This is a genomic window from Chryseobacterium culicis (genome assembly GCF_900108365.1).
Taxonomy (GTDB): Bacteria; Bacteroidota; Bacteroidia; order Flavobacteriales; family Weeksellaceae; genus Chryseobacterium; species Chryseobacterium culicis.
In genome coordinates this window covers 606825-630900 of the sequence record NZ_FNWQ01000002.1, presented here as the reverse complement: position 1 = coordinate 630900, position 24076 = coordinate 606825, and the positions used below count along the sequence as shown (strand labels likewise).

The following is a 24076-nucleotide window of genomic DNA, read 5'->3' as shown; positions in this document are numbered from 1 at the left end:
ACTTAACACCAAATTTTTTTTAATGAATTCTACAGAAATTTTAGATAAAGACTGTTCAACAGCGGTAAAACTGCTTCCTACGGTCATAGAAGTCACCTCTCAGGAAAGAAGAATGATCAAAGATGCTGCACTGCATCTTCAGAAAAAGTATGACACTTATGAAAACCGCGATTTTATAAAGCATGTTCATCAGCTGGCATCGTATTTTTTACCAGAGAGAATTTTAAATATAGCGGCTGATTTTGCGAGTGACTTTTCAAAAAATCAGTATGGAGCACTGATTTTTACCGGATTAATGGATATCGATCAGGAGAATATAGGCTCTACCCCTCCCAACTGGCAGGCAGCTGATTATTCAAAATTTAATGTATATGGTTTTGCATGTGCGCTTATCCACGGAGCACTTCCATCAAAGCCGGTACAGTATTATTCGCAGCGTAAAGGAGGCGGACTGATTCATGCGATTATTCCTGACGAAAAAATGAAGGAAACACAGACAGGATCAGGGTCTTCAACAGATTTGTATGTACATACCGAAGATGCTTTTCTGAAACATCAGGCCGATTTTTTAAGCTTTATGTATGTAAGAAATGAGGAGCAGGTTCCTTCTACGCTTTATTCAATACGTTCTCACGATTCTATCGGGGAAAATTACCGTGCTCTTTTTGAACCCATTTATAAGATTCCTAAAGATGCCAACCTGGAAACAGGAAATAGTGAAGAAGAAACTTTAGATTCCGTGCTGTACGGGAATTACAGCCTTCCGTTTATGCGTTTTGATGCTGCAGAACAGCTTTTTAATTCCAGCATCAGACAGTCGGATAAGGCGCAGAATACGCTGCATGAGTTCTGGGAAGAAGCGAGGCATTTGATCTATTCAGGATTTACCCCTCAGGCAGGAGATGTTATTCTCGTCAACAATCACTTATGCGCTCACGGAAGATCTGCTTTCCGTGCGGGGGTAAGAAATATTAACGGAACAGAACACCCATGCGAGAGAAGAATCATGCTTCGTATGATGAGTAAAGTGAGCCTTATTGATATGAGAGCCCACACTCTTACAGAGGATCCTTTCTTTGTGATAGAGGAACATTTGGGGAAAAACTTTCAACATTTTTAGTATGCTGACTTGTTAGCATTTCTGAATATTCAATCAATCAAAACCTTTTTGGGCATGCTCAAAAAGGTTTTTTTTATTTGATTTTAAGTTTTGGCTAAAGCCATCGGAATTTATATTTATTTATTAAAACGGGCTAAAGCCCGTTCCTATTGAATATTTAAAACATTCAGTGTTTTATGATCCTATTATTTCAAAAATTTCAGACTGGTTTTATATCAATAGAAGCGGGCTTTAGCCCGCTTGTTTTATTGTATTTGATTATTAGGCTTTAGCCAAAACCTAAAAATTACCTTTAGCTATTTTACTGTTTAAAAAACCTGTCAAACAAAGAAAGTTGTTCGGACAGCGATCTACTCCAATATTCAGGAGTATGTCCTCCCAACGATTCTGTGTAGAGATGCTGAATCTTTGATTCTGTCAGTTTTTTATGAAAATTTCTGTTCATATTGATCATTTGGGTATCTTCTGTACCGCAATCGAAAATATACTGCTGTCCTGCGCCTGCCATCAGTTTTATTTTACTGTCTGTAAGGAAATTGGGATTGATCGAATCCAGCGGCCCAAGTACTTTATTCACCATATATTTTTGATAACCTTCTCCGAAAGAGTTGAAATCTAATGCTCCACAGGAACTCCCTACGATGCCAAATGTTGTATTATAAGTAACTCCGATATTGGTAGCGCCGTAACCTCCCATACTCCAACCCAAAATTCCACGGAATTTTTTCTCTGCCTTCACAGGATAATTTTTACCGATGAATTCTACCAGTTCTTTTCCAATAAAGGTTTGATATTGTGAATCTTTCACCATAGGGCTGTCAACGTACCAGGAACTGTAATTTCCGTCCGGAAGCACATAAATTGTTTTAAATTGCTGTGCTTTTTTTACCAGATCCGGTATATCCTGCTTAATGATTCTGTCCGGATTGCCGCTAAAACCGTGAAGAATATAGACGGAAGGATAAGTTGTATTACGCTGGAGATTAGGGGTAATGATTACTGTTTTGATCTTTTTATTCATTTTCGGACTGAAAATTTCCTGATGAATAATTTTTTGTGCTGATAACTGAACACATGCAGTTAGGACAAATACAATGTTGATAAGCTTCTTCATGCTGAAAAATGTTAATAATGATAATCAAAGGTTTCTTAAGGCAAAACATATAATGTACCAATGATCTTTTGCAGAACAAAATTGCAGCAGAAAAAGAGAAAAAGCCTCAACAAATGTTGAAGCTTTATAATTTATTTATTCCTAAAGTTCAGAAATGTCAGTGGATTTCCTTTTTTATCCGGCTTAGCTGTGTAGGTGTTATTCCAAGATAGGAAGCGATGTGATGCTGCTTTAGTCTATGATAGAGGGATCCATTTTCAAGCAATTGCAGATATCTCTTTTTTGCTGTTTCGTATTTGAGGGAAACTTCCAGCGGCTCTTTTTTTACCACCCAGTTTTTCTCCAGGTAATGCAGATGAAAAAGAGCCAGGTCATGATGTTTTCTTAGTAATTCACGGTAGGCTTTTGCGGAATATTGTATTACGGAGCAGTCTTCCAGTGCCATGATATTGAAATCGCTGGGTTCATTTTTAATAATGGCTGCTGTAGACGCTACAAAACTGTTTTCTTCGAAAAATATTTTATAAATATTGTTTCCCAGCTCATCCACAGTGTAATACCCTATCAGTCCGGATTTTATAAAATAATAATACCTTGCCATAGAACCGGATTCAAGCAAAAGGTCATTTTTGATGTAATATTCTTCTGTACAGATATCCAGTAAATCTTTAACCGTTTCGTCGGATAAAGGATAATACTGATTAATATGCGTTACAAATTCTGAATGGTTCATTTTAGTATGTAGAAATTATAAAGAATTGCGTTATATAAAATCTGTGAAAATCTGCGTCATTTGTGGTTAAGAAAGTTTAATCCAGCATTTTCTTCATCATCAGATCTGTCTGCTCTTCTTCCCCAAGTCTGAAAATATGCTTATCAAACTCAAAAAATCCGTTTTTTCTGTAAAACTGTAAAGCCCTCAGATTTTCTTCCCACACCCCAAGCCACAAATATGATTTCCCGAGTTGCTTTGCCGTTTCCAACGCCTGATCATAAAGAAGCTGCCCAACTTTTTTTCCGTGATGGCTTTTCTTTACATAGATTCTTTCAATTTCCAGACTGGTTTCATCCTGAAGTTCTGTCTGTGCTTTTCCGGAATTAACTTTCAGGTAACCAACCGGATTGTCCTCTTCCCATGCAATATAGAAAATAGAATCGGGATTGGTGAGCTCAGATTTTATCTTTTCAGTATTAAAGCTTTCTTCGAGATATTGTTTCATAGCCTCTTCCGTATTATCTTCTGCAAAAGTTTCTGTAAAGGTCTGTATACCTATATTCTGAAGAATCTCAAGATCTTTTTCTCCGGATTTACTGATGATTATTGATGACATACTGTATATTTATTGTTCTAATTTATAAATAAGATTTTTTATTTCAGGTAGGGTTAGTTCTGTTTTTGTTTCTGATGCTATTATATTTTTTAAAATTTTGATGTGAGCAGTCTTTAAAGCATCTTCGCTTTTCACTTCCTGATCGGGGCTCACTCCTATATGTTCCCAGTTCTTTTGAGTGTTTAAAGCGGTTATTTTTCCTGCCGGAACAAGCAGTAAATATTGATTTTGAACCATAAAATGATTTACAGGATTGGCTGCACCCCCTGTTTTTTCACCTATTACTTCGGCAAGTTTATATTGCTGCAAAAAATAGGCTACAGCTTCTCCGGCCGAAAAAGTCTTTTTACTGGTAAGAATATAGATCTTTTTATGAAGATATTTCTGTCCGGAAACTTTGGGTTGAGTACTGTCTACAATCGTTTTCTGATTATGCCTGAAATATGTGGTATAAAGATCTTTTTTCTGATCAAAAAAATAGCTTAAAAATAAAAGAAGCATCCCGTTTTCCCCACCTCCGTTTTCTCTCAGATCAATAATCAGAGAATGGGTATTGGCCACAAAGTTCATGGCAGCCGCTAATGTTTTTTCACTGGCTTGAGGGGATGCAAAACCTTTGAAATTTATATATCCGATATTACCTGCTAACCTTTGAACACTATCAAATCCAAAATTTTCAAGACTGTTATGAAAATTATTTTCTTCCTCTCGTTTGTGTTCGTTAATGGACTTTTCGGGAGTGTAGTTTTCGAGATATTTAACAAAAAAATGTTGATCCTTTATCGTTATTCTCAGTTTTTGCGTCAGAAACTCCGCAAATTCTTTTGGATTGAGACCATCAAAGGATCCTTTTCCGGATTCGCTCTGAAATAAAGAATCTACTTTTTTATAAGCCTCTTTGTCAATATAATATGTTTTCACTTTTTCTGTAATATCAGAAAGTACAGCCGTTTTGTTATCCATTTGAGCGTAAGAAAGCAAAAAAGGAAAAAGAAAGGCTCCTGTCAATATTTTTTTCATTGAAATTAGGATTTACTATTTCAACAAATGTATCTCAAGGAAAATCATCTAAATTGTAAAAATGGAAACTCAGATAAATAGCCAGATATTATTTTTCTCAGTATCTACATGCTCAAAGAATTTTCCTGGACTTATTCGGGTCAGTTCTTTAAAATCTTTAATAAGATGAGACTGATCATAAAACAGATTTTCATAGGATAATTCCGTTAGATTTCTGGATTTTTTATTGGATATCAATACATTTCGAAACCGCTGGATTTTTCTGAATTCTGAGGCCGGTTTACCCAAATACCGCCGGCTGATTTTGTTTACATACTGTCGGGTGATGGTATTTTTTGCCGCAATTGCTTCAATGCTCAGTTCAGTTTCAAAATCTTCCAACAGGGTGTAAGCCAGCGCTAAATCCTTCTTTTGGAATTTTGACAGCCAGTAATTTTCAAGTATTTCAATCTGTATTGCCCTGTCTGACTCTTTTAAAACAGTATTCATAATATCTGTAAAGTCTGAAAGATGGATTTCCTGCTCCAGATCCTGACTTTTATCCGCACTAAAAAAATGATAAACTCCTAATGGTTTAAAGTACATTGTAATTTCACGGACCGATTGCCGATAAAAAATTTCAGTAGGAACAGAGCATCGGAACACAAAATCAACCGTAATATTTTCAGATTGGGATCGGGTAATTTCTACCCAGCCCTTATCCTGCTTAACACAGACATTTTCACATGCTGAAACAATAAAATAATTATCCGGAAATGTAAGGTATTTTATGGGTTTCTGACTGTCATCTTTTTCTATAAAATAATATCCTTCTATATATTCTTTCAGGACAGGATGTGCCGGTTGATAAAAAGTAACTTTCATATCGGTGTTGGTTGAGGGTAAAAATACGGATAGAAAACAAAATCCTGAAACTTTGTTCAGGATTATATCGTTGATGAAAATAATATTTTCTTAAATGCTTCAGAAGCCAGATGTACCTGCACACTCCAGTCGTCTGCAGCATCACTTCCTGCATCATCGGAGATGTATTTCAGGCATAGAAAAGGGATATTTTCCTTTTGGGCAATCAGTGCCAGCGGATAGGCTTCCATATCGACAATATTGTAATCGGTTTCAGAGTGATTCATTTCAAAACTGTCGCCGCTTCCGCAAATGCCTTCTTTCAGGGTTTCCATTTTAAGGCCGTATTCCAGCACTGGCGGTACTCCTGATAACGGAGTTTCATACAATTGAAATCCTAATCCTCTTACATCCATATCTCTCTGGATGAATTTTGTACAGCATACCACTTCGCCTTTGTGAAATCCTTTACTTCCTGCAGATCCTAAGTTCACAATCAGTTTAGGTTTTCTTGTATGGATTTCTTTGGTTAATTCGATGGCTGCATTTACTTTTCCGATACCGGTAATTAATTTGTTTTTATCATCAAAAACGGTCCCCGCTTCGGAATCCAATGCAAAAACAAAAAGAGTTTCATCAATTGAATAATGCGTTTCGGTGTTAATTTTTATCATGGAGAAATCAGATTTATACAGAAATTAAGACTGTACTACAAAGATAAGAGACTCTCTTCAATTAAAAACCCCAAAATACAACTATTTTGGGGTTGAATATCTTAAATGCTGCATCCGTCTGCATCACAGGAAGCTTCGTTTTCACCGGAAAGATCCTTAAACGGACTTGCTGTTTCTTTATACGTCTGCTGAAGGGCATTTTCAAAAACGGCTGCAGGCTGAGCGCCGGAAACGGCATATTTACCGTTCAGAACAAAGAAGGGAACTCCGGAAATACCATTATTTCTTGCCTCCTGAATGTCCTGGTTCACTTCACCATCCAATTGATCTGTTGTAATAGCCTGTCTTGCTTCTTCTTTATCAATTCCTAAGTTTTCGGCAAGAGCAACCAGCACTTCTGTATCTCCCACATTTTTACCGTCAATAAAATGAGCAATAAATAAAGCTTCCTCCATTGCGTTGGATTTGTTGTATCTTTTAGCCAAATGGAGCAGTTTATGGGCACTGAAGGTGTTGGTGATTAAGGTTTTTCCGAAATTAAAATCAATTCCTGCGCCTTTTCCCATTTCAGTCACCTGTCCAAGCATTTGGGTCGCCTGAGCTTCAGCAACTCCTTTTTTTTCTCTGAAATATTGAAGAGTATCCTGAGTTTTGTTTGGGTCTAAAGTTGGATCCAGCTGAAAACTCTTCCACTCTATCTCTACTTCATCTTTGAAAGGAAGCTGATTCAAAGCCTGTTCAAAATTATTTTTTCCGATATAGCAAAACGGACACATCACGTCCGACCAGATTTCTATTTTCATTCTCTTTAATTTTAATCAAATTAACAGTACAAAGATAGTGTATTTATTTAATGTAACAAAAATTATTACAGTTTAATTCTCGCAGGTAGAAACCACCCGGCTCCGTTTCTCTGACATTTCTTTTAAGGCCATCATCAGAAATGCAAGAAGCCCAAAAACAAAGCCTATCCACGGCGTATATTCTACTCCTTTTGTAACAATTACCCATCCTCCGATAGTTGTACCCAGTGTTACTCCCAGATTTCCGAACGAAGTGGCAAGACTATTGGCGAATTCCAGTGAGTCCGGAGCAGAAGAAATCATATAAGTGGATGCATTCAAAAAACTTGGGGAGTAAAGGGACCCCCAGATTCCTATAACAGTAATTGTTGCCCAGATATTTCCATCAGAAACATAGAGAAGAAGGGGTATTATAAGGGTCCCGGAAAGAAAAACCGCGGTTGTGCCTGCCACGTTCCTGTTGAGCATTTTTCCGGCAGCGCCGTTGGCAAATACTCCAATAATTCCGAAAAGGAGGAGCATGTAGCTTACCATTGAAGGATCCATTCCTTTGGCCTTGTTCAGATAATCTGCAAAATAGCTGTAGGTAGAAAACCATGCTGTAATCATGAAGAAATTAGTAAGGGTACTGAAAACAAATGGTGTCTGTTTCAAAATCCTGATCTGGTTTCCGTAGGATTTCTTCTCTTTTACAGGCATTGAAGGAAGAAGAAAGTAAATGACAATTAGAGCAGCCAAACTGACCAAAGTCTGTATCATAAATGAATATTCCCATGACCAAAGTCCTGCAGCCCATGTGGCAAAAGGAACTGTGGTAACCATAGCAATGGCAACTCCGTTAAAAACAATTCCCATCAGTTCATTTTTTTGCCCGTGGTCTGCCTCAGACACGGCTACTGATAGTGCTGTAGCGATATAGACGGGCTGGAGAAATGCAGGTAAAATTCTGACCAGCATCAACAGCCAGAAAGGAGGTGAAAATGAAGATACAAATCCCGTAATCAGAAACATGAAAATAGCCGTAAGCATTATTTTTTTACGGTCAAAACCTGATGTGAGTAAGGTCATAAATGGTCCGGTAAGCGCAATGATTAATGCGAAAGCGCTCAAAAGATATCCTGCCTTGTCTATACTGATATTATAATGCTCAGCAACCTGCGGAAGAATTCCGATGACCCCGAATTCTGTTGTAATAACCGCTATGAATCCCAGGCAGCCAATATATGCGTATCTCTTCATGATGCTTTTATTGGTAAGATTTTAAGTTTTGACGGGCAAAGTCAGCCATTTCATTCACTGCCAATGATACTTCTTCCAACAGTTCCCCCATATGCATAAAACCGTGAACCATATCCTTGTAAAGACTTGTAGTAATTTCAACTCCTGCATTTTTCATATTTTCAGCTAGCTGTTTTCCGTCATCCAGCAAGGGATCATGTTCTGCCAGGATGATTAAGGTAGAAGGAGTTTCCTCAAAATTTTTGATCAAAACAGGAATGGCAAGAGGATTATCTTTCTCTTCTTCCGGAAGATACCATGCCCAGGCTTCTATCCCACCCTGCTTATTAAGAACCGGGCCATTTTCGTACGTTTTCCAGGATTTTGAGTTCAGCTGATTATCTGCCGCAGGATAAATCAATACCTGAAATTTCAGCTTTTTACCTAATTGAGTAGAAACTGCGGCAGATAATGCACCTCCGGCACTGTCTCCAATAATTCCTACTTTATCAGGATCAATTCCCAGAGATTGCGCATTTTCGAAAACCCATTGTACAGCATCCATACAATCATTCAGACCTGCCGGAAAAGGGTGTTCCGGAGCCAGACGGTAATCTACAAAAATGACAGCAGATCCTGTTTTATTAGCCAGTTTACGGACTACAGCATCATGAGTCTCGTAACCGCCGGCGATAAACCATCCTCCATGAATATAAACAATAGCAGATGACTGCTCAGTTTCTTTTCCGGCAGGCCGATAAACCCGAATGGGAATCCGGTGGTTTTCCTGCTGAATATACAGCTCTTCAATCATTGTAACGGATTCTTTCCTACCACTAAGCTGAAGCGTCATTGTTTCAAGAAATTTACGTGCACCGTCTAAGGAATTCTGAGGATTAAAAGGTTGTATGGTTTCTAAATGATTTACAATCTGTGTTATCTTAGGTGTTAATTGCATTGTATTTTGATTTAAATTTCAATTGTTTCTGCGGAGAACTTTAGCGCTATTGTCCTTCTATTGCAGTTTATTTCTTGTTTCGGTCAGTAAAATTAAATCTCAAACCTTACATTTGCATTGTATACAGCTAAATGTATGGTACAAACAAATTTGTAAGTAATGGGTAAGATAAAGGAAAATTCAACGAATAATATCAACAGGCAATATATACAGGAATGCGATTTAAGCTATGCAGTATGTAAAATCGGTGGACGATGGAAGCTGATCATCCTAAACAAATTAAAGGACGGAAAATTACGTTTCAGTGAAATTAGAAACTCTATTTCAGGAATAACAGAAAGAATGCTTACTCTTCAGCTGAGAGAGCTGGAAAAAGAAAGTCTGGTAAAGAGAACGGTTCATGCAGAAGTTCCGCCAAGGGTAGATTATGAACTGACAGCTATCGCAAGAGAACTGATCCCGATCTGGAAGCAGCTTGATGAATGGGGCGGCAAACACAGAGAACTGATGCAGGCACAGGAAGACACAAACGGATTGTCATAAAAAGTCTGAGGGGATTTTATCTGCGATAAAATCCCCTCAGACCCTCATTAAGTGAGCCTAAAATAAATATGTTTACACCTTATTTACTTTTTTACAAAACAGAATGTGCGCTATTAGTGCCAATGCTCCGAATACTGCGCCTATAAAGCACACTCCGGTCCATTGAGCTTTCTGCCAGGCCACAGAAGCCAGCCAAGTACCCAGCGATCCGCCAATGAAATAAGATACCATATAAACGGTATTCAGCCTGTTGACCGCGTTTGATTTAATCAAAAAATAATTGGTCTGGTTCATAATATGGCTGGACTGTACTCCCAGATCAACTAGAATAACCCCTACAATCAGTCCCCAATACGTTTCTCCCGCAAAATAGGTAAATCCCCAGCTCCCTATAACAATTAATAGAGCATACAGGATAATCCGGTTAATATCCAGATACTTCTGAAGCTTACCAACCTTAGCCGCCGCCAATGCTCCTACAGCTCCTGCTAATCCAAAGCTGCCCACTACAGAAGATCCTGCATTAAAAGGTGGTTTCTCCATATGAAAAACCAACGTGGTAAACAAGGCACACATAGATCCGAATGCCATAGCACCCCGAAATGATGCCAACTGAAGAACCGGCTGTGTTTTTGCCAGCTGCGCCACAGAACGCATCAGTTCTTTGTAGGTCCCTTTAAAATTAGGAGACATTTCAGGAAGCATTTTATAAACCGCTAACCAAACCAGAATCATCAGCCCTGCAGCAATACCAAACATCGCTCTCCAGCCCCATACTTCGCCAACAATTCCACCTACAAAACGAGAAAGGAGAATTCCGAGCAATAACCCTGACATTACCAGTCCGATATTGGAAGACTTTTCTTTATCTGATGAGAGCTCAGCAGCAATCGGAACAAATAACTGTGGAATAACCGACGTAGCTCCAATCAGTAAACTGGCTGCATACAGCATCCACAGCTGAGTAGCAAACGTCATCCATAATAGTGATCCGAAAACCAGAAACAGATCAATTAAAATTAACTTCTTGCGGAAGAATTTATCTCCCAACGGAACAATAAGCAGCAGGCCCAGTGCGTAGCCTATCTGGGTAAGGACAGATATTTTACTTGCGGCACTTTCAGAAACCTGAAGCTCTTCAGAAATAAGGGCAAGTAAAGGCTGATTATAATAATTGTTAGCGACTACAAGTCCGGAAATAATGGCCATTAGCCAGATAACAGTCCGGGAAATACCATGGGAAGAATTCTCCTGCATTGTTTATAAGTTTTTATTTGAATTGAAAACTGTCTGAAGGCTGATAACCATGCATACCCTCAGATTTTTGCGAGATCAAAGATAATCATTAAAAAAGGAAAAGGTCCGCTTTCTTCTTTTACATCTTCGTGACTGGCTCATCATTCTTAGGTAAGTGAAATGATTTCAGCATTCTGGCTCTATGATTGTTTTTATTGATGATCTATATTGACGAAAAACTTTTTGAATATCAGAAATATTGAGGAAATTTGCGTCATGAAAATCATTCCACTTAAAGAAGGCAATTTTTCGGCGGGCAAAACCAAAGACTTTACTCTTTTAACAGAAGAAAATGCTGATCATATCGGAGGAATCAAAATGTCTGTTCAGCCGTTTCTCATTATTACTGAAAATGATTATATCCTTTTGGATGCCGGAATTGGCTGGAAAAGTGAGTCCGGAAAAACTGTTATTTCAGAAATTCTGGAGAAAGAAAACATCCGCCCAGACCAAATTACAAAATTATTATTGTCTCATCTTCATAAAGATCATATTGAAGGAGCTGTGAAGATCACTGAAAATGGTTTTGAGGCTGCTTTTCCCAATGCACTGATCTATATACAGAAACGTGAGCTGGATTTTGCTATGGAAAAGAGAGGAAACCCTTCTTTTGATTTTGATATGCTGGAAAAACTGATCCAGCTTCCCAATATTATCTGGATGAACGATGACAACGGAGAGATCACAGAGGAAATTTCCTATCAGGTGGCAGGCGGCCACACTCCTTTCATGCAGGTTTTCTGGATCAGGGAAAATGGAGAAACAGTTTTTTACGGCGCTGACGATTTGCCGCAGGCTTCTTATTTACAATATCATTTAGCCTATAAAAGTGACTTCGATGGCAGAAAAGCAATGGAACTGAGACTTAAGTGGGAAAAAGAAGCAAGAGAAAACAACTGGAAAATCCTTTTGTATCATGATCTTGATAAAGCGGTAATAACCATTTAAAAGCAAAAAAAATGGTTTAAAATTCATTAAACCATTTATAGATATCAAATTCAGAAGGAATATTCAGTTTTTTTCTGATTCTGTTCTTCCTGTTTTGTATTGCCTTTGGGGTTACATAGATGCACGTGGCGATCTCTTTAGTTGTCATATTGAGCTTAAGATAAATACAAAAGATCAGTTCAGAATTTTTAAGGGAAGGCTGTATATCAGATAACTTTTTAAAAAAATCAGGATAAACAAGCCTGAATTTATTAAGCAGACGAGGAGAATTAGACTTGGCTAATGCCATTATTTCGTCCTGCACAAGAATTTTTTGAGTCAAATCCTCTAAGTTAGTTTCAGATTTTCTATTTTTCATAATACTTTTTCATCTCTTATTTCAGGATAACACATCTTTTGTGCACCTGTTACAAAGTCTTTTTTTTTACGGCTCAATTTGTGTTTTGCTGATTCAATACCGGGAACAATTAATTTTTTATGTATTCAAAATTTTATTGGTTTTAATTAATATTATGTAACAATTCATGGTATATAACTTGTATTTATTGAATGATTCCGTTAAAAAATCACGCATATGAATTTCTCTCTGTTTTTGTACTGGCAAAGAAAGAAAAAATGATTAAAATTTTGTTAAATATGTATACCACATAGATACCACGTTATATTTTGGGCTCAAATATCCCAACTGCTAGTATCAGACGGTTTCACATTATTTCCGCTTCTGTTTTAATAGGAGGTAAATGTAGCAGGTTATTGTGCTTACTTTTTATGATTTCAATCAATGTTTTGTATCTGTGCGTGGAAAAAAAATGAATATATGTGGTATACAAATGGTACCACATCCCAAGGAAAATAAATAAAATCCCTGTTCCTTTATTCTATAAAATTGATACAATAAAAAAAGTAAAAAAATTAAAGAATGAAAAAGTTTACTGCAGGATTATAAGGTGCAGATAAACGTACACTATTCAATTGTAAACCTATCATACCCATGATTACCGAAAGTTTATTAATTTCATCCGGAGCAGAGAAAAGAACTTATCAGGAGGGTGATATTATCTTCCGTGAAGAAGAAACTCCTGCTTATTATTATCAGATTGAAAAAGGGAGAGTTAAACTTAATAATTACACTGAGAATGGAAAAGAATTTATTCAGAACATTTTTTCGGACGGCGAAAGCTTTGGCGAATCTCTTTTATTTGTAGACAGACCTTATCCTATGAATGCCATAGCCATAGAAGATTCTGTAATTATAAGGATATCCAGACAGCGTTTTTTGGATCTCATCCGGAATAGTCCCGAGATTTCACTGGCCGTTTACAAATGTATGTCGGAAAGAATGTATTATAAATATATCATGTTATACAACCTTTCATACCAGAACCCTGTTTCCAAACTGAAAATACTGATGGATTATCTGAAAAGCTATCATGACCATACAAAGCCGTATTCCTTTCAGATTCCGCTGACCAGGCAGCAACTCGCCTCACTTACCGGATTACGTGTAGAAACAGTTATCCGGACTATAAAGCAAATGGAAAAAGATAGGATGGTAAAGATAGAACACCGGAAAATTTATTATTAAACAGTAAAAGCCGGATTTATTCCGGCTTTTGACAGATAATTATTTTAATCCAGGTCAAGCTGTCTCTGAAATTCCTTCAGATATTGGGCAATATGAATTCCATCCGCCAGCCCGTGATGCGCTTCAATGGAAACCGGAAGATATTTTCTCCCATCTTTAAGGTTGAATCGTCCAAAAGCAATCTTAGGGACTGATTCTGCTGTATTAAAATCTGTAGGGTGCACAATAGCACTGAACGAATTCCACGGAATAGTGGTATGTCTTACATGGTCCTTCCCCAGCCTTTCATTGCTTAATCTCAGTCCTGTAGTAGCGTGAACTCCTTTGATCTCTTCCTGCAGTCCGGCATTGAACGTCTCAAAATCTTCGGAAAAGTGTGTGAATGAAAAGCCGAAAGTACCATCCGGTCTTCCGATCGTGCTGCCGGCATGAACGGTGTCAAACTGTATTACCTGTCCGTCAATGATTCTGAGTTTTAATTCTTCCACGGTATTGATGGCCACCATAGACTTGTGATAGTAATAAGCAAAAAAAGAATAGCCTTTCTTTTTTGCCATGTCATATGCTTGGGTGCAGTCTACCTCCGTTGTCAATCCAAAATAAGGGCTGGCCATTTGAGAAAAAAATTCAAAATGTTCTTTTCTGTTCCAGCGATCTATATCTACAATCTTCATTTCTTCTTATTTGCCGCAAATTTCTGAAAGATTCTCCGGTTTTAAAAACTTATGGACAAAAATATAATTAAAACTTAATGTTGTAAACTTGCCATTTGGTCGATATTTTGCAGCATAAGAGCTGTATTCTCTACAGTCATTTATTCAACTTTATACAACTCCCTTTCATTGAGGAGATTGACTGTACAATGTAATTATTAACAAAAAGATAAAATGATAATGGAAAAAATCGGATTCATCGGATTAGGAAATATGGGGCACCCTATGGCAAAGAATATTGAAAAAGCAGGATTCCCACTGTCAGTTTACAACAGATCACCGGAAAAAACCAGAGATTTTGAAGAAAAATCCACCGTCTGTACCCAAATCAAGGAACTTGTTCAAAACAGTGACATCATATTCACCATGCTTACCAATGATAACGCGGTAAAAGCGGTATATGAAGAAATTATTCCTTTAAATGTTCAGGGCAAGCTTTTTGTGGATATGAGTACAATTTCGCAGGAAACTTCTACAAAAACAGCAGTAGCGCTGAAAATAAAAGAAGCCTCCTTTATTGATGCTCCCGTAGCAGGCAGTACAATGCCCGCACAGGAAGGAACTCTGCTCATTATGGCAGGAGGGGAAGAAAAAGATCTCGAACGCGCAATGCCCTATCTTTTAACAATGGGGAAATCTGTAAAACACTTGGGTGAAAACGGAAAAGGAATTGCCGGAAAGCTGTCTGTCAATTACTTTTTGTCTGCTATTTACCAGGGACTTGCGGAAACGGTACTGTTTTCCGGGAAATTAGGAATCGAAAGATCTGATATGCTGGAAATAATCAATGAAAGTGCCAGCGGAAGCGGTGCGACAAAAGTAAAAACACCCCTATTGGTTGCCGACCAGTATGCACCGGCATTTGCACTTGATCTGATGCTGAAAGATATTCTTCTCGCTAAAAACGCTGGCGCAGACTATCCGCTTTCAGAAGCGCTGATCACAACCTATCAAAATGCGCATGATAAAGGTTTTGGTGACAGTGACGTTATAGGAATTATCAACTACTTACAAACACTAAAATAATATGGAACCCACAAATTATAAAGGAAATCACTGGTCTGCAAGAAAAGTGGATCATATTTATATCGTAAGTCTGGATAATCATTCTAATATTGTGGAAGGTTTAACAGACTTTATTCAAAACCAAAATATCCGGGCAGGAGAAGTAACCGGAATAGGAGCTGTGAGTGAAGCAGCGCTTCGTTTCTTCAATCCGTCAACCAAAAAGTATGCAGATAAAACTTTTAAAGAACAGATGGAGGTGACCAACATTTCAGGAAACGTTTCTGAAATAGAAGGAAAGCCTGCTCTTCACCTTCATATTACGCTGGGAAGGGAAAATTATACTGCTTTGGCAGGACATCTTTTAGAAGCGAAAATTCAGGGAGCCGCAGAATTTATTTTTTACCCTTTGAATACCAGAGTGGTAAAAATTAAAAATGAAGAAACAGGAATCAACCTGTATGATTTTGAAAAATAAGCTTTCAGCTCGTGTGGAAAGTAGTATTTTTGACAAAATATATATTTAATGTTTGAAGTGCTGCTTTCCCATATTGAAAATAAGGTAGATATCACAGACGAACAGAAGAAGCAGGTTCAGTCTTTCTTTACCCTTAAAAAACTTCGTAAAAAACAATATCTGCTTCAGGAAGGAGATCTCTGCAAATCCCTGTCTTTTGTAAGCAAAGGTCTGCTTAAATCGTATTTTCTGGATGAAAAAGGAAATGAGCATATCAATATGTTTGCCTTTGAAGGCTGGTGGATATCAGACTTTAACAGTTTTATCAATCAGGACCAATCTGTGCTGAATATTGATGCTCTTGAAGACACCGAAGTGCTGATGATCACTTTAGAAAACTACGAAAAAATGATGCTGGAAATTCCTGTCATGGATCGCTATTTCAGAATTTTATACCAGAACAGCCTCGTCACCAAAGATTATAGGCTGATTGTTTCCAATAGCTATACCGCAGAAGAAAAATATCTTCAGCTGGCACGAAAGAATCCCGAAATGATCAAAAGGGTACCTCACAATCTTATCGCCTCTTATCTGGGGCTCGCACCTGAAACCGTAAGCAGAATCCGTAAAAAGAATCTGCTGAATAATACTTGATCCAGATCAATTCAGATGCATGATCCAAATCAAGGGTGAAAGCTTGATCATGCCATAATTTTGTATAAGAATTTTACAATACTTATGGAAAATATTGCATTGGTAGTTGGTGCTACCGGAATTACAGGAAGCAATCTTGCAGAAGAACTGATTGCACAGGGCTTTACAACGTACGGCTTATCCAGAAACCCGAATACCACTATAGCTGGACTGATCCCTATTAAGGCAGATCTTATGAACCCGGATAACCTGGAAGAAGCTCTGAAAGTGATCTCTCCTACTCACGTTTACTTTACCACATGGATGCGGAATGAGACTGAAGAAGAAAATATCCGTGTCAACAGCATGCTGGTGAGAAACCTGTTAAATGTGTTATCATCTAAAAAATCCGTTCAGCATGTTGCTTTGGTAACGGGATTGAAACATTATCTGGGGCCTTTTGAAGCTTATGCTAAAGAAGGGGTTCTGCCTGAAACTCCCGTCAGGGAAGAACATCCAAGACTTCCCCTTCCCAATTTCTATTATGCACAGGAAGATGAAGTGTACAAAGCTTCTGAAAAAGACGGTTTTACCTGGAGCGTTCACAGACCGCATACGGTGGTAGGTTATGCGGTAGGAAATCTTATGAATATAGCAGCAACATTGGCTGTATACGCCAGCATCTGTAAGGAAACAGGAAGAAAATTTATATGGCCGGGCTCCGAAGCGCAGTGGAATGGCATTTCTGATGTAACAGATGCTAAAATACTGGCTAAACAATTGGTTTGGGCATCCACTACGGAATCGGCAAAAAATCAGGCCTATAATATTGCTAACGGAGATGTATTCAGATGGAAATGGCTCTGGAAAAGAATTGCAGACTGGTTTGGTATAGAAGCTGAAGGTTTTAACGGTACGGTAAGGCCTCTTGAAAAAGAACTGGAAAATGATCATGAAATATGGAAGTCCATCGCCGGGAAATATCATCTTAAGGAAAGTAGTCTTGACCGCCTAGCATCAGCGTGGCATACAGATCTTGACCTGGGAAGACCTCTGGAAGTGATGTGTGATATGTCTAAAAGCAGAAAACTAGGATTCACAGCATATACAAATACTGAAGATTCTTTTACAGAGGTATTTCAAAGACTGAGATCAGAACATATAATCCCTTAATTTTCAGCTAATGGGAAAATGCAGAAACAAAGGAAATAGCCAAATTCTAAACCTTCCTTATGTTTTGCATTTTTCCAATAGTTAAGTTATTGTATAATTTGTGTTTTACATGGTCAGGAGCTATACTTCTGTGGTTGTTACTCCAAATTTCTTTTTGAAAGAAGAATAGAAATGGGATAAATTCTCGAAGCCCAGATCAAGATAAATGTCTGAAGGCTTTCTATCTTTATTTTTAATCAGATAATATGCTTCCTGTAATCTTTTTTCTTTCAGCCATTGTTTGGGAGTCATTTCAAATGTTTTGTAGAAATCCCTCTTAAATCCGGAAAGACTGCGGCCCGTGAGCCTGGCAAAGGCATCTACTGAGACATTAAACATAAAGTTTTTATTCATAAATTCTCTAAGATCAATCTTATGAGGTTCGGAAAAATCAAACAGAACATTTCCGAGGTCAGGATTGCTTAATAAAAGTAATTCTATAGCTTCCTGCACCTTTACTGCAGCCAGCCTGGGAGGGATCTCCTTTGTCTTGTTAATATAAGGCATGAGAGATGCGAAATAGCTTTTAAAAAAATCATCAGGTTCAAAAAACAATTTTTGATCTGCCGGGAGATGAGCATTTACCAATATCCTGTTTTCTGCAGCATACTGTCTCAGAGTTTCATCATCCAGTGTAATGGATACAAACTGGTAATTTTCATGGTCTGAAGGATATTTGATCGTTCTGATCAGCTGATTTTTTCTGACCAGAACGACTGTATTTTCCTTAATTACCGTTTTACCGTGTTCATGAAAAGCATGGGTTTCGCCTGAGATCTGAAACCCCAGAAAATGATCGGGAATAAACTCCTCATGCCCTCTGTAAGATTCAAAAGCGCATGAATAGACCAGTTGATCAAATATGATTTCAGAAGTGTTCTCCATGATACAAAGAACTGAAATTTATGCAATAGCATAAGCGCCCGCTTCAGCAATTTCTTTATCCTGCTCAGGCGTTCCTCCCGAAGAGCCTATGGCACCTACAATTTGGCCTTCCTTGTCTTTCAGGATAACACCTCCTGCAATGGTCAGAGTTCCGTTATTTGCATTGATCATTCCATATCCATGCATTCCGGTTTCTGAAATAATGCTTCCCATTACATCACTGTTTACACCAAACATTACGGCTGTTTTTGCCTTTTTTAGAGCAAAATCAATGACCCCGTATACACTGTCAAGTCTTGCCAATGCTACAAGATGCCCTCCCGCGTCTACAACTGCAATAGTCACGGGAATATTCAGAGACAATGCTTTTTCCTTTGCAGCATGCAGCACCTTGTCCGCTATTTTATAACTCATTTCCATACTCTAGCTTTTTGTGGTCCAGGCATCTGTCTGGAGCTGTTTTACAAACTCCTCAGTTTCTTTTGGATGGACGTTTCTGAAATAGCTGTTATCATCAAGCGCTACATTCACAATTACTTCAGCCATAGATTGAGGATCCAATTGATGCGCCAGAGATTCTGCAGTACCATCAAAAGCCGATTCCGGAGTGAAATTGATTTTCGGATCATACCAATGGAAAATAGAATCTACTCCCCTGTCATTGAATCCCGTTCCAAATACCCCCGGATTACAGGTTGCAATCTTGATATTGAATGGAGCCAGCTCAGTTCTCAATCCTTCCGCTATAGATTCAAGTGCATGTTTTGATGCGCAGTATGCCGCAACGTAAGGAACTGTCCACAGACCTCCCATTGAAGAAGTGAAAACAATTTTACCCTTCTTCTTTTCTACAAACTTTTTAATGTAACCCTGTGCAAGATTTAATGCGCCAAATACATTTACTTCAAACATTGAACGGATAATATCAACAGGCTGCTCTGCAATAGGGCCGCCTTCCATAATTCCGGCATTGCTGATGAGAATATCTATATCATTATACTTTTTTAGGGTATATTCTACATCCCTTTGGCTTGTCACATCCAGTTTATCTACCGTAATATCAATTCCCTGTTCCTTTGCATCGCGGATTAAATCACTCATCTGAGGATAGACCTGTGTAGTCGCAATGACTTTATGCCCTTTTTTAGCAAGATCAAAAGCGGCAATCTTTCCAAATCCGCTTGCTGCACCTGTAATTAAAATTGTTTTACTCATTGTATTCTTTTTTAATGATGGTACAAAGTTCAAAGATTTTAAAACGGTCAATATTGGCGTGGAGTTCATTTTTATAGTGCTGAAAAGTTCAAAAAAATCATTAAAATCAATATCCGTATGAATAAATATTTTGTTTCAATCATAAAAAGTTAGATTTATCGTTAGTTTTGTATTCCTTAAAAACTAAAAACCAACATATGCTCAAGATTAAAACACTTCTTTTAATTTCTACTCTGTCTTCTTATTTTGGCTTTGCGCAAAACTGCAATTGTGAAAGTAATTATCAGTGGGTGAAAAAGACTTTCGAGGAAAATGATGCCGGATATCAGTATGTCATTGATAAAAAAGGAGTTTCAGCTTACCAGGCCCATAACAGTGACTTTTTGAAAAGGATCAACAATGCGAAATCCGATACAGAATGTTATCAGACAATTTATGAATGGCTCAAATTTTTCAGATCCGGTCATTTTTCAATCTCAAAAATAGAAAATAAAACTCCGGAAGCCCTGCCGGCAGTTAATGAAAATATCAAAACAGAATTAGTAAAAATAGATATTGAAAAATTCAAAAAAGAAGCAGCGTCTAAAAAAGACTCAGATATTGAAGGAATATGGGCCGTTGAACCTTATACCATAGGAATTAAAAAGATTGGAGAGGTTTACAAAGGTTTCATTATCGAGTCCGGAGCAGAAAACTGGAAACCTAATGAATTGAAATTGACTTTCAATGCTGATCAAACCAAAGGAACATATTATCTGAGAAATAAGACCGGTCAGGAAATTCATGATATGAGACTGGTAGGAAAAAACCATCTAGAAATCAATGATTTCACGCTGAAAAGAGTTTCTCCGAAATTTGAAAGAGAAGAAGGAATTGAAACGTACTATGAAGCTATTATGGCTCAAAAACCTTTCCTGAAAGAACTTAATAAAACTACACTTCTTTTGAGAATACCATCGTTCAATGGTGCCTTGAAAAAAGATATAGACAGTGTTATCACAGCCAACAAATCCAAAATTGAAAGCACCGAAAACCTTATTATTGATATCAGATATAATGGCGGCGGCAGTGATGGCAGTTTTGCTAAAATTATTCCGTACCTCTATACAAACCCGATCAGAAGCGTCAGAACACAGCTTTATTCTACAAAGCTGAATAACCAGAGAATGCTCGATTTTTATGACAACTACCAGAAATATGGAATGCAGGCAGACGAAAGAGAATATCTGAAGAAAGCTTATGATAAGCTCAGCAAAAACCTGGGTAAGTTTGTAAGCCTGCAGGATGATGGAAAAACTGTAGGCATTACCAAAATGGATAAAATCTTACCCTATCCAAAAAATGTTGGAATTATCATTAACAACGGAAACGGAAGTACTGCAGAAGAATTCTTACTGGCCGCTAAACAAAGTAAAAAAGTTAAGCTTTTCGGAACTACCACTGCAGGAGTTCTCGATATTTCCAATATGTACTTCGTAAATTCCCCTTGTAACGAGTTTAAGATGGGATATGCTCTTTCTAAAAGCTTCCGTATCCCGGATATGGCTATTGACGAGAAAGGCATTCAGCCGGATTATTTCATTGATAAAACCATCCCGGATTATCAATGGATTGACTTCGTAAACGACGTACTCAATGAAAAATAAACGATACAGGCTGTTTCAATTTGGAACAGCTTTTTTGTTATGAGTAGAAATGGATAAAAATCCTGAGCGTAGACTAAGAAAACCCATTTATTCCTACCATAAAAAATGAAAAAATAAAGAGTTTGTTGTAAATTGGTTAAGTTTTTGAAGCTTATTTTCTAAACCAGTCACACCATTGAAATTAATCACATTTACAAAAAAAGGAATTTACTGTCCACAGGGGAAATTTTATATTGATCCCTGGAGGCCTGTTGATATGGCAATTATTACCCACGGCCATGCTGATCATGCCCGCTGGGGAATGAAAAAATACCTTTGTCATCATTTTACAAAACCTATCCTGCACCAAAGAATCGGAACAGATATCGAATGCCAGAGCGTGGAATATGGAGAAACTGTAACCATTAACGGAGTAAAGCTTTCCCTTCATCCCGCTGGCCATATCATTGGTTCTGCGCAGATCCGCCTTGAGTACAAAGGATATGTAGCTGTAATTTCAGGTGATTATAAAGTGCAGGAAGACGGGCTGAGCACTCCTTTTGAATTGGTAAAATGCAATGAATTTGTCACAGAAAGTACCTTTGGACTCCCTATTTACAACTGGCTTGAAGTTCCTGATTTAAATAAAAAGCTCCAAAACTGGGTACTGAAAAATAAAGAAAATAACAAAACCTCTGTTTTTATAGGCTACTCTCTGGGAAAAGCCCAACGCATTATGAAAGCAGTGGAAGAATTGGGGAAAATATACGTCCACTATTCTATCGGAAAACTGAATGAAGCCTTTGAGACAGTAGGCATTGAACTTCCGGACTACACTATTGCAGATTTCAGGGAACGTCCGAAAGAAGTTGAACATGAAATTGTTATTGTGCCGCCTGCATTGCTGGACAGCAATATTATCAAAAAAATTCCAGATCCCGCCACAGCCATATGTTCCGGCTGGATGCAGGTGCGCGGGGCCAGAAGATGGCGGAGCGCAGATGCAGGATTTGCCATGAGTGATCATGCAGACTGGAAAGGATTATTACAGACTGTAAAAGCAACGGAAGCAGAACTTGTGCATGTTACTCACGGACAGACCGAAGTGTTTTCCAAATATCTGAATGAAATAGGAATAAAAGCAGATGTTGTAGAAACATTATTTGGTGATGATGAAGAAGAATCTGAAAAAGAAAACCCTGAAAATACCGGATCATGAGACATTTTGCAGAACTGATCAATGCATTGGAAACCACCAATAAAACCAATGCTAAAATTGATGCCATTATTGATTATCTGGAACGTGCTCCTGATGAAGATAAAGTATGGTTTATTGCTTTATTTACCGGAAAAAGGCCCAAAAGAAACGTTAATACCAACTACATGAAAGAATGGGCGCTGGAAATCACACAGCTTCCGTACTGGCTGTTTCAGGAATCCTATTCTTCCGTGGGAGATCTTGGGGAAACACTTTCTTTAATACTTCCCCCTCCACAGGAAAAGATAGAACGTACTTTATCTGAATGGATGCATGATATTGCCGGTTTAAAAGGTAAATCAGATGCAGAAAAGAAAGATTTTGTACTTCGTACGTGGAATGGGCTTGACTACACGGAACGCTTGATTTTTAATAAATTAATTGGCGGGAGCTTCAGAATTGGTGTATCAGATAAAACACTGATCAATGCCCTTACTAAATTTTCCGGACAGGAATCCAGCGCTTTGATGCACAGTCTGATGGGAAAATGGCTGCCGGAAGAAGTATCATTCAAAGAGCTTATTGATGCGGAAAACGTCAATCCGGATAATTCGAAACCCTATCCGTTCTGCCTTGCCTATCCTTTGGAAAAAGAGACTGAAGAATTGGGAAACCCTGATGAATGGCTGGTAGAATACAAATGGGACGGAATACGCGGCCAGATCATCCGGAGAAACGATGAAGTCTTCATATGGTCAAGAGGTGAAGAGCTCGTAACAGAGCAATTTCCGGAAATTGCAGAAGCTGTGCAGGCAATGAAAGGCAGCTTTGTCATAGACGGAGAAATACTTGCCGTAAAAGATGGTAAGGTTTTAAATTTCAATGAACTGCAGAAAAGACTGAACAGAAAAACTTTAACTAAAAAAATGCTGTCAGAAATTCCCATAGAAGTCTTCGTTTATGACTTGCTGGAACTTGAAGATCATGACCTGCGGGAAAAACCAATCTCCGCCAGAAGAGCGTTGCTTGAAGAATTACTGCTGAATCAAAATCCTGAACGAATGAGTATTTCAAAAAGTCTGGATTTTGAAAAATGGGAAGAACTGAATGTACTCCGCGAAAATTCAAGAGACATCAACAGTGAAGGCCTCATGCTAAAGCAAAAAAACTCTCCTTACCATTCCGGAAGAAAAAAAGGCGACTGGTGGAAATGGAAAATCAATCCTCTTACCATTGATGCAGTCCTCATCTACGCCCAGAAAGGAAGCGGCAGACGAAGCGCCTATTATACCGATTATACATTCGCTGTCAAAAACGGAGAAAGTCTAGTAACCATTGCCAAAGCGTATTCGGGATTGACAGATAAAGAAATCATGGAAGTGAGCCGGTTTGTCACTAAAAACGCTATTGAGAAATTTGGACCTGTACGAACCGTAAAAGCCGAATTGGTCTTTGAAATTGCATTTGAAGGCATTGGTTTCAGCAACCGTCATAAAAGTGGTGTAGCCCTGCGCTTTCCAAGAATTGTACGATGGCGGAAAGACAAAACCGTAGACGAAATTGATGATTTGGAAGAGATTAAAAAATTAATACAATGACAGTAACACAATGACGCAAGGATTTTGACTGACCGGTCCTATTTTTTCGTCCGCAAAAACACTCCGTTCAGCGATAATATGA

The 24076-nt window shown here is 38.1% G+C and carries 26 protein-coding genes; 11 read left to right on the top strand and 15 right to left on the bottom strand.

All coding sequences use genetic code 11. The annotated features are described in order from the left end of the window. The first annotated feature begins 22 nt into the window (after positions 1 to 22). Complete coding sequence (locus BLW74_RS09185) at positions 23 to 1120, top strand: TauD/TfdA family dioxygenase (protein WP_089692051.1); 1098 nt, start codon at positions 23 to 25, stop codon at positions 1118 to 1120. 301 nt (positions 1121 to 1421) lie between these two features. Here BLW74_RS09185 and BLW74_RS09180 read toward each other — a convergent pair whose 3' ends face one another. The 9 genes from BLW74_RS09180 to BLW74_RS09140 form a co-directional block, all read right to left on the bottom strand. Then, complete coding sequence (locus BLW74_RS09180; protein WP_089692047.1) at positions 1422 to 2234, bottom strand: alpha/beta hydrolase; 813 nt, start codon at positions 2232 to 2234, stop codon at positions 1422 to 1424. Between the two features lie 157 nt (positions 2235 to 2391). Beyond that, the gene (locus BLW74_RS09175) at positions 2392 to 2967 is read right to left on the bottom strand and encodes a Crp/Fnr family transcriptional regulator (protein ID WP_089692044.1); all 576 of its coding nucleotides are present in this window, start codon (positions 2965 to 2967) and stop codon (positions 2392 to 2394) included. Between the two features lie 76 nt (positions 2968 to 3043). Further along, positions 3044 to 3565 (bottom strand): GNAT family N-acetyltransferase, encoded by a 522-nt coding sequence (locus BLW74_RS09170; protein ID WP_089692041.1) that lies wholly within the window; start codon positions 3563 to 3565, stop codon positions 3044 to 3046. Between the two features lie 9 nt (positions 3566 to 3574). After that, positions 3575 to 4585 carry a S41 family peptidase gene (locus BLW74_RS09165; protein WP_089692038.1) on the bottom strand — a complete coding sequence of 337 codons (1011 nt, stop codon included), beginning with the start codon at positions 4583 to 4585 and terminating at the stop codon, positions 3575 to 3577. A 69-nt stretch (positions 4586 to 4654) separates the two neighbouring features. Continuing rightward, positions 4655 to 5449: a helix-turn-helix domain-containing protein gene (locus BLW74_RS09160; protein WP_089692035.1), complete on the bottom strand. Its 795-nt coding sequence runs from the start codon at positions 5447 to 5449 to the stop codon at positions 4655 to 4657. 62 nt (positions 5450 to 5511) lie between these two features. Further along, positions 5512 to 6102: a 5'-methylthioadenosine/S-adenosylhomocysteine nucleosidase family protein gene (locus BLW74_RS09155; protein ID WP_089692031.1), complete on the bottom strand. Its 591-nt coding sequence runs from the start codon at positions 6100 to 6102 to the stop codon at positions 5512 to 5514. Between the two features lie 101 nt (positions 6103 to 6203). Beyond that, positions 6204 to 6905 carry a DsbA family oxidoreductase gene (locus BLW74_RS09150; RefSeq protein WP_089692027.1) on the bottom strand — a complete coding sequence of 234 codons (702 nt, stop codon included), beginning with the start codon at positions 6903 to 6905 and terminating at the stop codon, positions 6204 to 6206. A 72-nt stretch (positions 6906 to 6977) separates the two neighbouring features. Next, positions 6978 to 8144 (bottom strand): MFS transporter, encoded by a 1167-nt coding sequence (locus BLW74_RS09145; RefSeq protein WP_089692025.1) that lies wholly within the window; start codon positions 8142 to 8144, stop codon positions 6978 to 6980. Positions 8145 to 8151: 7 nt separating this feature from the next. Next, a complete protein-coding gene (locus BLW74_RS09140) occupies positions 8152 to 9081 on the bottom strand; it encodes an alpha/beta hydrolase (protein ID WP_089692022.1) in 930 nt (309 codons plus the stop codon). Positions 9082 to 9240: 159 nt separating this feature from the next. On the opposite strand from BLW74_RS09140, the gene BLW74_RS09135 reads away from it, so the two are divergent. Then, a complete protein-coding gene (locus BLW74_RS09135) occupies positions 9241 to 9624 on the top strand; it encodes a winged helix-turn-helix transcriptional regulator (protein ID WP_089692019.1) in 384 nt (127 codons plus the stop codon). Between the two features lie 72 nt (positions 9625 to 9696). Here BLW74_RS09135 and BLW74_RS09130 read toward each other — a convergent pair whose 3' ends face one another. Continuing rightward, on the bottom strand, positions 9697 to 10881 hold the full coding sequence (locus BLW74_RS09130) for an MFS transporter (RefSeq protein WP_089692017.1): 1185 nt from the start codon (positions 10879 to 10881) through the stop codon (positions 9697 to 9699). Between the two features lie 255 nt (positions 10882 to 11136). On the opposite strand from BLW74_RS09130, the gene BLW74_RS09125 reads away from it, so the two are divergent. Further along, positions 11137 to 11868 (top strand): MBL fold metallo-hydrolase, encoded by a 732-nt coding sequence (locus tag BLW74_RS09125; protein WP_089692013.1) that lies wholly within the window; start codon positions 11137 to 11139, stop codon positions 11866 to 11868. A 16-nt stretch (positions 11869 to 11884) separates the two neighbouring features. Here the strand turns inward: BLW74_RS09125 and BLW74_RS09120 are convergent, their stop codons facing one another. Continuing rightward, positions 11885 to 12226: a helix-turn-helix transcriptional regulator gene (locus BLW74_RS09120; protein ID WP_089692010.1), complete on the bottom strand. Its 342-nt coding sequence runs from the start codon at positions 12224 to 12226 to the stop codon at positions 11885 to 11887. Between the two features lie 633 nt (positions 12227 to 12859). Between BLW74_RS09120 and BLW74_RS09115 the strand changes: the two genes are divergently transcribed. Further along, positions 12860 to 13453 carry a Crp/Fnr family transcriptional regulator gene (locus tag BLW74_RS09115; protein WP_089692006.1) on the top strand — a complete coding sequence of 198 codons (594 nt, stop codon included), beginning with the start codon at positions 12860 to 12862 and terminating at the stop codon, positions 13451 to 13453. A 44-nt stretch (positions 13454 to 13497) separates the two neighbouring features. On the opposite strand, the gene BLW74_RS09110 is transcribed toward BLW74_RS09115, so the two are convergent. Beyond that, complete coding sequence (locus tag BLW74_RS09110) at positions 13498 to 14127, bottom strand: chloramphenicol acetyltransferase (protein ID WP_089692003.1); 630 nt, start codon at positions 14125 to 14127, stop codon at positions 13498 to 13500. Between the two features lie 219 nt (positions 14128 to 14346). Between BLW74_RS09110 and BLW74_RS09105 the strand changes: the two genes are divergently transcribed. From BLW74_RS09105 to BLW74_RS09090, 4 genes are all read left to right on the top strand, one after another. After that, the gene (locus tag BLW74_RS09105; protein WP_228424842.1) at positions 14347 to 15192 is read left to right on the top strand and encodes an NAD(P)-dependent oxidoreductase; all 846 of its coding nucleotides are present in this window, start codon (positions 14347 to 14349) and stop codon (positions 15190 to 15192) included. Position 15193: 1 nt separating this feature from the next. Beyond that, complete coding sequence (locus tag BLW74_RS09100; protein WP_089691997.1) at positions 15194 to 15649, top strand: PPC domain-containing DNA-binding protein; 456 nt, start codon at positions 15194 to 15196, stop codon at positions 15647 to 15649. 48 nt (positions 15650 to 15697) lie between these two features. Next, positions 15698 to 16282: a Crp/Fnr family transcriptional regulator gene (locus tag BLW74_RS09095; RefSeq protein WP_089691994.1), complete on the top strand. Its 585-nt coding sequence runs from the start codon at positions 15698 to 15700 to the stop codon at positions 16280 to 16282. An 84-nt stretch (positions 16283 to 16366) separates the two neighbouring features. Continuing rightward, entirely contained in the window at positions 16367 to 17434 is a 1068-nt protein-coding gene (locus tag BLW74_RS09090; protein ID WP_089691991.1) for an SDR family oxidoreductase, read from the top strand. Positions 17435 to 17554: 120 nt separating this feature from the next. Here BLW74_RS09090 and BLW74_RS09085 read toward each other — a convergent pair whose 3' ends face one another. From BLW74_RS09085 to BLW74_RS09075, 3 genes are read right to left on the bottom strand one after another with little or no spacing between them, the layout of a single operon-like run. Beyond that, positions 17555 to 18358: a helix-turn-helix domain-containing protein gene (locus BLW74_RS09085; protein WP_089691988.1), complete on the bottom strand. Its 804-nt coding sequence runs from the start codon at positions 18356 to 18358 to the stop codon at positions 17555 to 17557. An 18-nt stretch (positions 18359 to 18376) separates the two neighbouring features. Beyond that, a complete protein-coding gene (locus BLW74_RS09080; RefSeq protein WP_089692594.1) occupies positions 18377 to 18772 on the bottom strand; it encodes a GlcG/HbpS family heme-binding protein in 396 nt (131 codons plus the stop codon). A gap of 9 nt (positions 18773 to 18781) precedes the next feature. Then, positions 18782 to 19573 (bottom strand): SDR family oxidoreductase, encoded by a 792-nt coding sequence (locus BLW74_RS09075; RefSeq protein WP_089691985.1) that lies wholly within the window; start codon positions 19571 to 19573, stop codon positions 18782 to 18784. A 197-nt stretch (positions 19574 to 19770) separates the two neighbouring features. Here BLW74_RS09075 and BLW74_RS09070 point away from each other — a divergent pair, with 197 nt between their 5' ends. From BLW74_RS09070 to BLW74_RS09060, 3 genes are all read left to right on the top strand, one after another. After that, positions 19771 to 21219 (top strand): S41 family peptidase, encoded by a 1449-nt coding sequence (locus BLW74_RS09070; RefSeq protein WP_089691982.1) that lies wholly within the window; start codon positions 19771 to 19773, stop codon positions 21217 to 21219. 175 nt (positions 21220 to 21394) lie between these two features. Then, the gene (locus tag BLW74_RS09065) at positions 21395 to 22417 is read left to right on the top strand and encodes a ligase-associated DNA damage response exonuclease (protein WP_089691980.1); all 1023 of its coding nucleotides are present in this window, start codon (positions 21395 to 21397) and stop codon (positions 22415 to 22417) included. Then, the gene (locus BLW74_RS09060) at positions 22414 to 23994 is read left to right on the top strand and encodes an ATP-dependent DNA ligase (protein WP_089691977.1); all 1581 of its coding nucleotides are present in this window, start codon (positions 22414 to 22416) and stop codon (positions 23992 to 23994) included. The genes BLW74_RS09065 and BLW74_RS09060 overlap by 4 nt, the downstream gene beginning before the upstream one ends. Positions 23995 to 24076: the final 82 nt, after the last annotated feature.

Bases quoted from the DNA above. Each gene is read 5' to 3' on its own strand.
- BLW74_RS09185 (WP_089692051.1), top strand. From the start codon at position 23: ATGAATTCTACAGAAATTTTAGATAAAGACTGTTCAACAGCGGTAAAA.
- BLW74_RS09180 (WP_089692047.1), bottom strand. From the start codon at position 2,234: ATGAAGAAGCTTATCAACATTGTATTTGTCCTAACTGCATGTGTTCAG.
- BLW74_RS09175 (WP_089692044.1), bottom strand. From the start codon at position 2,967: ATGAACCATTCAGAATTTGTAACGCATATTAATCAGTATTATCCTTTA.
- BLW74_RS09170 (WP_089692041.1), bottom strand. From the start codon at position 3,565: ATGTCATCAATAATCATCAGTAAATCCGGAGAAAAAGATCTTGAGATT.
- BLW74_RS09165 (WP_089692038.1), bottom strand. From the start codon at position 4,585: ATGAAAAAAATATTGACAGGAGCCTTTCTTTTTCCTTTTTTGCTTTCT.
- BLW74_RS09160 (WP_089692035.1), bottom strand. From the start codon at position 5,449: ATGAAAGTTACTTTTTATCAACCGGCACATCCTGTCCTGAAAGAATAT.
- BLW74_RS09155 (WP_089692031.1), bottom strand. From the start codon at position 6,102: ATGATAAAAATTAACACCGAAACGCATTATTCAATTGATGAAACTCTT.
- BLW74_RS09150 (WP_089692027.1), bottom strand. From the start codon at position 6,905: ATGAAAATAGAAATCTGGTCGGACGTGATGTGTCCGTTTTGCTATATC.
- BLW74_RS09145 (WP_089692025.1), bottom strand. From the start codon at position 8,144: ATGAAGAGATACGCATATATTGGCTGCCTGGGATTCATAGCGGTTATT.
- BLW74_RS09140 (WP_089692022.1), bottom strand. From the start codon at position 9,081: ATGCAATTAACACCTAAGATAACACAGATTGTAAATCATTTAGAAACC.
- BLW74_RS09135 (WP_089692019.1), top strand. From the start codon at position 9,241: ATGGGTAAGATAAAGGAAAATTCAACGAATAATATCAACAGGCAATAT.
- BLW74_RS09130 (WP_089692017.1), bottom strand. From the start codon at position 10,881: ATGCAGGAGAATTCTTCCCATGGTATTTCCCGGACTGTTATCTGGCTA.
- BLW74_RS09125 (WP_089692013.1), top strand. From the start codon at position 11,137: ATGAAAATCATTCCACTTAAAGAAGGCAATTTTTCGGCGGGCAAAACC.
- BLW74_RS09120 (WP_089692010.1), bottom strand. From the start codon at position 12,226: ATGAAAAATAGAAAATCTGAAACTAACTTAGAGGATTTGACTCAAAAA.
- BLW74_RS09115 (WP_089692006.1), top strand. From the start codon at position 12,860: ATGATTACCGAAAGTTTATTAATTTCATCCGGAGCAGAGAAAAGAACT.
- BLW74_RS09110 (WP_089692003.1), bottom strand. From the start codon at position 14,127: ATGAAGATTGTAGATATAGATCGCTGGAACAGAAAAGAACATTTTGAA.
- BLW74_RS09105 (WP_228424842.1), top strand. From the start codon at position 14,347: ATGGAAAAAATCGGATTCATCGGATTAGGAAATATGGGGCACCCTATG.
- BLW74_RS09100 (WP_089691997.1), top strand. From the start codon at position 15,194: ATGGAACCCACAAATTATAAAGGAAATCACTGGTCTGCAAGAAAAGTG.
- BLW74_RS09095 (WP_089691994.1), top strand. From the start codon at position 15,698: ATGTTTGAAGTGCTGCTTTCCCATATTGAAAATAAGGTAGATATCACA.
- BLW74_RS09090 (WP_089691991.1), top strand. From the start codon at position 16,367: ATGGAAAATATTGCATTGGTAGTTGGTGCTACCGGAATTACAGGAAGC.
- BLW74_RS09085 (WP_089691988.1), bottom strand. From the start codon at position 18,358: ATGGAGAACACTTCTGAAATCATATTTGATCAACTGGTCTATTCATGC.
- BLW74_RS09080 (WP_089692594.1), bottom strand. From the start codon at position 18,772: ATGAGTTATAAAATAGCGGACAAGGTGCTGCATGCTGCAAAGGAAAAA.
- BLW74_RS09075 (WP_089691985.1), bottom strand. From the start codon at position 19,573: ATGAGTAAAACAATTTTAATTACAGGTGCAGCAAGCGGATTTGGAAAG.
- BLW74_RS09070 (WP_089691982.1), top strand. From the start codon at position 19,771: ATGCTCAAGATTAAAACACTTCTTTTAATTTCTACTCTGTCTTCTTAT.
- BLW74_RS09060 (WP_089691977.1), top strand. From the start codon at position 22,414: ATGAGACATTTTGCAGAACTGATCAATGCATTGGAAACCACCAATAAA.